Origin of the sequence: Cellulomonas sp. ACRRI (assembly GCF_022346185.1) — a bacterium.
Taxonomy (GTDB): domain Bacteria; phylum Actinomycetota; class Actinomycetes; order Actinomycetales; family Cellulomonadaceae; genus Cellulomonas.
The window spans coordinates 1-7,434 of record NZ_JAKRMS010000168.1 but is presented as its reverse complement, the minus strand read 5'-3'; the positions used below and the strand labels follow the sequence as shown (position 1 = coordinate 7,434).

At 76.7% G+C, this 7,434-nt stretch carries 5 protein-coding genes; 2 read left to right on the top strand and 3 right to left on the bottom strand.

The genetic code is table 11. The features are described from left to right. Nucleotides 1–48 precede the first annotated feature (48 nt). From MHY85_RS19345 to MHY85_RS19335, 3 genes are all read right to left on the bottom strand, one after another. Nucleotides 49–1,596 carry a GAF domain-containing protein gene (locus tag MHY85_RS19345; protein WP_308191447.1) on the bottom strand — a complete coding sequence of 516 codons (1,548 nt, stop codon included), beginning with the start codon at nt 1,594–1,596 and terminating at the stop codon, nt 49–51. Nucleotides 1,597–1,745: 149 nt separating this feature from the next. After that, nucleotides 1,746–2,261: a metalloregulator ArsR/SmtB family transcription factor gene (locus MHY85_RS21975; protein WP_308191446.1), complete on the bottom strand. Its 516-nt coding sequence runs from the start codon at nt 2,259–2,261 to the stop codon at nt 1,746–1,748. A 127-nt stretch (nt 2,262–2,388) separates the two neighbouring features. Further along, the gene (locus MHY85_RS19335; RefSeq protein ID WP_239199688.1) at nt 2,389–4,281 is read right to left on the bottom strand and encodes a PKD domain-containing protein; all 1,893 of its coding nucleotides are present in this window, start codon (nt 4,279–4,281) and stop codon (nt 2,389–2,391) included. Nucleotides 4,282–4,675: 394 nt separating this feature from the next. Between MHY85_RS19335 and MHY85_RS19330 the strand changes: the two genes are divergently transcribed. Next, nucleotides 4,676–6,016 carry an APC family permease gene (locus MHY85_RS19330; RefSeq protein WP_239199686.1) on the top strand — a complete coding sequence of 447 codons (1,341 nt, stop codon included), beginning with the start codon at nt 4,676–4,678 and terminating at the stop codon, nt 6,014–6,016. A 121-nt stretch (nt 6,017–6,137) separates the two neighbouring features. Further along, on the top strand, nt 6,138–7,337 hold the full coding sequence (locus MHY85_RS19325) for an LLM class flavin-dependent oxidoreductase (RefSeq protein WP_239199684.1): 1,200 nt from the start codon (nt 6,138–6,140) through the stop codon (nt 7,335–7,337). Nucleotides 7,338–7,434 lie beyond the last annotated feature (97 nt).

The window sequence follows — 7,434 nt, the reverse complement described above, 5'->3', positions numbered from 1 at the left end:
ACTGACCGCCCGCGGGGGCGGGAGGGCGGTGCCGACCCCCGCGGGCGGTCAGTCGAGGATCGCGCGGGTGACGGCGACCTGCTCGGTCAGGACCCCGCCGATGGTCTGCTGCGTCTCGTTGATCCGCTCCACCACGCCGCCGATCTGCGCCAGCGACGCGATGACGCCGTCGACCTGGTGCTGGATCGTCCGCACCTTGTCGCCGACCTGGGTGGTCGCGGCGGCGGTCTCGTTCGCGAGCTCCTTGACCTCGTGCGCGACGACGGCGAACCCGCGGCCCGCCTCGCCCGCGCGCGCCGCCTCGATGGTCGCGTTGAGCGCGAGCAGGTTCGTCTGCGCCGCGATGCCCTGGATGACGGTGACGACCTGGCCGATCTCGGCGCTCGACACCCCGAGACCGGCCACGTCCCGGTTCGCGTCCTCGGCGATCCGCTGGCCGTCGGTGGCGACGGTGGTCGCGGCGAGCACGTTGCGCTCGACCTCCTGGATGGACGTGACGAGCTCCTCGCCCGCGGTGCGGAGCCGGGCCGCGCCCGCGTGCCGGTCGAGCGCCTGCGCGACCAGGAACGCCGTGTTGCGCAGCGCGTCCGCGCGAGCCTGCGACAGCGTGAGGGTGCTGGTCGCGAAGAAGTCCATCGTGCCGACGACCCGGCCCGCCACGACGATCGGCAGGCACACCCCGGACCGCACGCCGACGCGCTGCGCGGCGGGCGCCCGCACGCAGTCCGAGAGCTCGCCGAGGTCCGGCACGAACACCAGGTCCCGCGCGCGCCAGGCCCGGCCCGCCAGTCCGACGCCCTCGCGGAACGACGCCGTGCGGGTGACCTCGCGGAACTCGGCGCCGGCGTCCCCGGACTCCTGCACGAAGACCAGCGCGCGCTGCTGCTCGTCGACCCGCCAGTACGACCCGTACGCCCAGCCGAACCCCTCGCGGATCGCGGCCAGCGCCCGGCTCAGGGCCTCCTCGGCGGAGGGCGCGCCGGTGACCTCGTGGATCACCCGGTTCACGGCGTCGATGTCCTGCGTCGCCTCGGCCTGGCGCTCGGCCGTGGCGACGCGCTCGATCGCCTGGCTCACCAGGACGCCGATGCTGCGCAGCGTCGCGAGGCGCTGCGGCGACGGGCTCAGCGTCTCGGTGGTGAAGAAGTCCATGGTCCCGGCGACGACGCCGTCCTCCAGCAGCGGGAAGCAGATCCCGGACCGGACGCCGGCGCGCTGCGCGGCGGGGGCGCGCACGCAGTCGGTGAGCTCGCCCAGGTCGGCCACGAACACCAGGTCGCGGTGCCGCCAGGCCCGGCCCGACAGCCCGACGCCCTCGGTGAACGACGCCGCGCGGGTCACCCGGCGGAACTCCTCGCCCGCGTCGCCCGACTCCTGGACGAAGTGCAGGGCGTCGTCGGCCCCGACCCGCCAGTACGAGCCGTACGCCCAGCCGAAGCGCTCGCGGACGACGTCGAGCGCCGCGCGGACCGCCTCCTGGGACGTGGTCGCGCCCGCGAGCGCGTGCACGACCGCGGTGACGGCGTCGATGTTCGCGCGGGACTCGGACAGCTCGGTGGCCGCGGTCGGCGGCTGCGGGCGGGTGCGGGTGAACACGTGGCTCCTCGTGGGTCGGCACCCCCTGGCGAGGACCCCATCGACCCTGGTCGGGCCCGTGTGAGCGGATCAACCAGGCAAGCCGGGTGATTCCGGACAGATCGCCGCCCCCGTCCGTCACCACCCGTCGCGGCGGCGCCCGGCGCGGCTCAGGCGCCGGGCGGCGTCCCCGGCTCGTCCTCCGGCCGCAGCACCCGGGCCGCGAGGTCCCACGGCTGGAAGACCCGCTCATCCTCCGGCCGCACACGCGGCGCCCGCTCCGTGCGCACGCGCGGCGCCCGCTCCGTGCGCACGCGCGGCGCCCGGGCCGGGTCGTCCGCGGCCTCCGGCACGTCGCCGGGGCGCTCCGCCCCCTCGCCCAGGAGGACCTCGTCCAGCCGCCGGTAGCGGAACTCGGCCTCCCGCCGGTGCCGCTCGATCCACATGGTCAGCAGGTCGAGGACCTCCGTCTCCAGGTGCGCCGGCCGCCGCTGCGCCTCCCGCCGCCGGCTGACCAGCCCGGCCTCCTCGAGCACGCGCAGGTGCTTGGACACCGCCTGGGGCGTGACGTCGTACGGGGCGGCGAGCTCGCCGACCGTCGCGTCCCCGGACGCCAGCCGCGCCACGAGGTCCCGGCGGAGCGGGTCGGCGAGCGCGGCGAACACCTGGGTGAGCGGGTCGGCCACGGGTCCTCCAGACGAGTGGGTGGGTGAGGCGCCGCCGCAGCGTGCCACGGCGGACGCCGCCCTGACAACCGGACGGTTGCACAACGCCGCGGGCGCGGCAGAGCCGGTGGCCGCGCGTGCGCCCGGCTCATCCCGCCGTGGTCAGCACCTGCTCCGGGCCCACGGTCGTGCCCGCCGCGTTCGTCGCGACGACCCGGTACCGGTAGGTGGTGCCCGGCGCCAGCCCGGTCAGCGCCACCGTGCCCGCGCGCTCCCACGTCGCCGCCGGGAACGGGACGTCCGCGGTCCGCGCGGTCCAGCCCGCGCCCCACTCGACCCGCACCGTGGTGTCCAGGCCGTGCGGGTGCACCCGCAGCTGCGCCGTCGCGCCGGTCCGGGTGACGCCGGTGGCCGCGAACGCCCGGACGGTCGGCGCGCCCGGGGTGTCGAACGTCCGGCTCAGGACGGCCGTGCCGGCGGCCGTCGTCGCGGTCGCCGTCCAGGTGTACCGGGTCCCGGGGCGCAGCCCGGTCAGGTCGTGCGCGACCTCCTGCGCCGCGGTCGTCGCCGCGAGCGCCCGCTCGACGCGGCCCGCCTCGGCGCCGCCCTCGGGCGCCCACGTGATGCGGACGGTGCCCGCCAGCCCTTCCGGGTCCACCCAGGCGCGCACGCGCGCGGACGTGCCCGTGACGTCCCGCTCGGCCCCCGTGACGGCCGGCGGCGGGGCGACGACGAGGTCCCGGGCGTCCGTGGCCGTGCGGCCCCCCGCGTCCGTCACGGTGAGGCGGGCGGTGCGCGCCCCGGCCGCGTACGTGTGGGTCACCGCACCGGGCTGCCCGGTCCCGCTGCGCGTCGTGCCGTCGCCCAGGTCGAGCGTCCAGCGGGCCACGCCGGCCCCGGTGGCGGACGCCGCGCCGGTGCTGCGCGACAGGTCGAACGTCACGGCCAGCGGGGCGGGGCCGACCGTGGCGGACGCGCGCAGGTCCGCAGTGGGCGCGGCGTTGGCGGCGGGACGCGCCACCGCCCCGGCGTACGCCGTCAGCGCGGCCGCCGAGCCGGCCAGCGACCACGGGCAGGTACCGGTGCCCTCGAACGACGACGCCACGTCCAGGCCCGGCCACGCGCCGAGCCACTCGACCGCCTCGGTCAGCCAGGCCGCCCGCCGGCCGGGGTCGGCGGGGTCGGCCGCGGTGCCGAACTCGGCCAGCACGGCCTGCTTCCCCCGCGCCTCGGCCCACCGGCGGAACGGGCCGGCCACCTCGGCGAGCGACCGCCAGGCGGCCGGCTTGCCGGGGGCGCAGCCGAACCAGTTGTAGGCGTCCAGCCCGACCCGGTCCACGACGTCGTCGCCCGGGTAGAACGCGTCCGCGCCCGCCGTCGAGGGAGCCGAGCCGAAGCTGCCGGGGGTGACGACCCAGGTCCAGCGCACGTCCCGCACCCCCGCGTCCCGGAACACCTGCACGTAGTGCCGCCACGCGGCCCGGAACTCCGCCGGGGTCCCCCAGCCCTGCGCGATGTCCGCCTCGTGGTGCAGCGTCAGGTAGACGGGGACGCCCAGGGCGGCCACGCCCGCCGCCTGGCGCCGGATGTCGGCGTCCACCTGCCCCGACGCGATCGCCGACCACGGGACGACCGAGCCGTCCAGCCGCCTGGGCCAGATGGACAGCATCGGCGTGCGGCCGCGGGCGACCGAGCCGGCGACCGGCCCGGCGGGCTGCGCGTCGTCCCACCGGCTGTACCAGCGGTGCACGTCGAGCCGACGGCCGAGCGCCTCCTCGAAGCCGGCGACCGCGGCGGCGGCGTCCGGGGCGGCGCCGCGGTCGACGTGCGCGCCGAGGCGGAGACCGGGAGCGTCGGCGGGCGGGACTGCGGGCGGGTCGGCGGGCGCCGGCGTGCCGGTCGCCGGGGTCGCGGACGGGGCGGTCGCCTCCGCTGCGGTCGTCGCCGCGGCGTGCGCGGCGGGCGGGACGGCGAGCGTGAGCGTGGCCACCAGGACGGCGGCGAGCGCGGCGCCCCTGCGGGCGCGGGTCGGTGCGGACATGCGGATCCCCCTGCGTGCGGGCGCGCGGGCGCCCGGGCGTGCGGTGCTGGACCGGCCCCGCCGGTGGCGGGCCGGTGGCGCGCGGGCGTCGGTGCCCGCGCGGACTGCCGCGACGGGGCGCGGCGCGCGGTGGTGCGGGAGTGGAGCGGCGGTGCGGTCGGCGCGGGGCTGCTCCTGCGCCGGGTGCCGCGGTCTCGTCACGCGGCGTCGCCCGGGACCCGGGCGGGGACGGCGGGGCGGGCCCGCACGTCCACCATCGACAACGCGCGCGCCGGCCTGAGCCGTCCGCCCGGCCGTGTGGGCCCGGTCACACCCGGGCGCGCTGCGTCGAGCGCCGGGCCGCGGGCCCTCGCTCGGCGCGCGCCCGCGCACGCCCGCGCCGATACTCGGGCGGGTGACCACCGACACCGCCACCGCGCACCAGTCCCCCGGCCTGCGCCGGGCCGTCACCGGGCCGCTGCTGTTCCTGTTCATCCTGGGCGACGTCCTCGGCGCCGGGGTCTACGCGCTGGTCGGCGAGCTCGGCGCCGAGGCGGGCGGCGCCATCTGGCTCCCGCTGCTGGTCGCCCTGGGCATGGCGCTGCTGACGGCGGCGTCCTACGCGGAGCTCGTCACCAAGTACCCGCAGGCGGGTGGCTCGGCGGTGTTCGCGCAGCGGGCGTTCGGCAGCCCGCTGGTGTCGTTCCTGGTCGGCTTCTGCATGCTCGCGGCGGGCGTGACGTCGGCGGCGGGCCTCGCCCTGGCGTTCGGCGGCGACTACCTGTCGGTGTTCCTCGACGTGCCGCCGGTGCCGACCGCGATCGTGTTCCTGGCGCTGGTGGCCGCGCTGAACATGCGCGGGATCCAGGAGTCGCTGCGCGCCAACGTCGTCATGACGGCGATCGAGCTGTCGGGCCTGGTCCTCGTCGTGGTCCTCGGTGCCGTCGTCCTCGGCCGCGGCGAGGGCGACCCGGCCCGGGTGCTCGAGCTCCCCGCGGAGACCTCCTGGGCCGCCGCGATCCTGGGCGGCGCGCTGATCGCGTTCTACTCGTTCGTCGGGTTCGAGACGTCCGCGAACCTCGCCGAGGAGGTCACGGACGTGCGCCGGGTCTACCCGCGCGCGCTGTTCGGGGCGCTGGTCGCGGCGGGCGTCGTCTACCTGCTGGTCGGGCTCGTGGCGCCCGCCGTCGTCGCCCCGGAGGACCTGGCCGCGTCGTCCGGCCCGCTGCTGGAGGTGGTGCGCGTCGCCGGCGGCGTCCCGCTCGAGGTGTTCTCCGCCGTCGCGCTGGTCGCGGTCGCCAACGGCGCCCTGCTCACGATGATCATGGCCAGCCGCCTGACCTACGGCATGGCGCAGGAGGGCCTGCTCCCGCCCGTCCTGGGCCGCGTGCTGCCGGGCCGCCGCACCCCGTGGGTGGCGATCGTCGTGACCACCGCCGTCGCGATGGTGCTGGCAGCGACCGGCGAGCTGGTCGACCTGGCGTCGACCGTGGTCCTGCTGCTGCTGTTCGTCTTCCTCAGCACCAACGTCGCGGTGCTCGTGCTCCGGCGCGACCGCGTCGACCACCCGCACTTCCGGGCGTGGACCGCCCTGCCGGTGCTGGCGGTCGTCACCTGCCTGGTCCTGCTCACCCAGCAGGAGGCCCGGCACTGGGCGCTGGCCGGGGTGCTGCTCGCGGTGGGCCTGGTGCTGCACCTGGTGACGCGCCGGTCCAGCCGGCGGCCGCGCGACGAGGCCGCCCGGCCGGCCCGCTGACCGCACGGCGGCGCCGCGCCGCCGGGCCCCGGGACGATGGTCCCGGCGGCGCGGAATAGATCCGCGCACCCCCTCGTTGGGGCGCAAGTACATGCAAACGCATCGACTTGAGGAGCGCGAGATGCAGTTCGGAGTCTTCACGGTCAGCGACATCACCCCTGACCCCCGCACGGGCCGCGCGCCCGACGACACCGAGCGCGTCCGGTCGATCCTGACGATCGCCCAGCACGCCGAGGAGGTCGGCCTCGACGTCTTCGCGACCGGCGAGCACCACAACCCGCCGTTCGTCGCGTCCTCCCCGACGACGATGCTCGGCTACCTGGCCGGCCGCACGAAGGACATCGTCCTCTCGACCGCCACGACCCTCATCACCACGAACGACCCGGTCCGGCTGGCCGAGGAGTACGCGATGCTCCAGGTCATCTCCGACGGCCGGATGGACCTCATGATGGGCCGCGGCAACACCGGCCCGGTCTACCCCTGGTTCGGCCAGGACATCCGCCAGGGCATCCCGCTGGCGATCGAGAACTACGCCCTGCTGCGCCGCCTCTGGACCGAGGACGTCGTCGACTGGGAGGGCAAGTTCCGCACGCCGCTGCAGGGCTTCACGTCGACCCCGAGGCCGCTGGACGGCGTCCCGCCGTTCGTGTGGCACGGCTCGATCCGCAGCCCCGAGATCGCCGAGCAGGCCGCGTTCTACGGCGACGGCTTCTTCCACAACAACATCTTCTGGCCGATGAGCCACACCAAGCAGATGGTGCAGTTCTACCGGCAGCGGTTCGAGCACTACGGCCACGGCCGGGCGGACCAGGCGATCGTCGGCCTCGGCGGCCAGGTGTTCATGCGGAAGAACTCGCAGGACGCCGTGGACGAGTTCCGCCCGTACTTCGACAACGCGCCGGTCTACGGCCACGGCCCGTCGCTGGAGGACTTCTCCGCGCAGACGCCGCTGACCGTCGGCTCGCCGCAGCAGGTGATCGACCGGTACGCCGCGATGCGGCACGACGTCGGCCACTACCAGCGCCAGCTGTTCCTCATCGACCACGCGGGCCTGCCGCTCAAGACGGTCCTCGAGCAGCTCGACATCCTGGGCGGCGAGGTCGTCCCCGTGCTCCGCAAGGAGATGGAGTCCGACCGCCCCGCCGACGTGCCGTCCGGCCCCCCGACGCACGCCGAGCGCGTGGCGAAGGCCCGCGCCGCCGGCCAGGTGCACGAGCAGACGGTCGCCGCCGCCGACCACTGGACCGGCAGGACGGCCGAGGACGACGCCGCGGCCGCCGACGCGGTCGCGGGACGCCAGGGCGCCGCGTTCGGCCTCTGACCCCGGAACAACCACCTCGGGTGGAAGGTTCTGCCGGACACGCCGTCGGCGAGTCCGGCCAGACCTTCCACCCGACCCCCGGCAGCACCCCCGCACC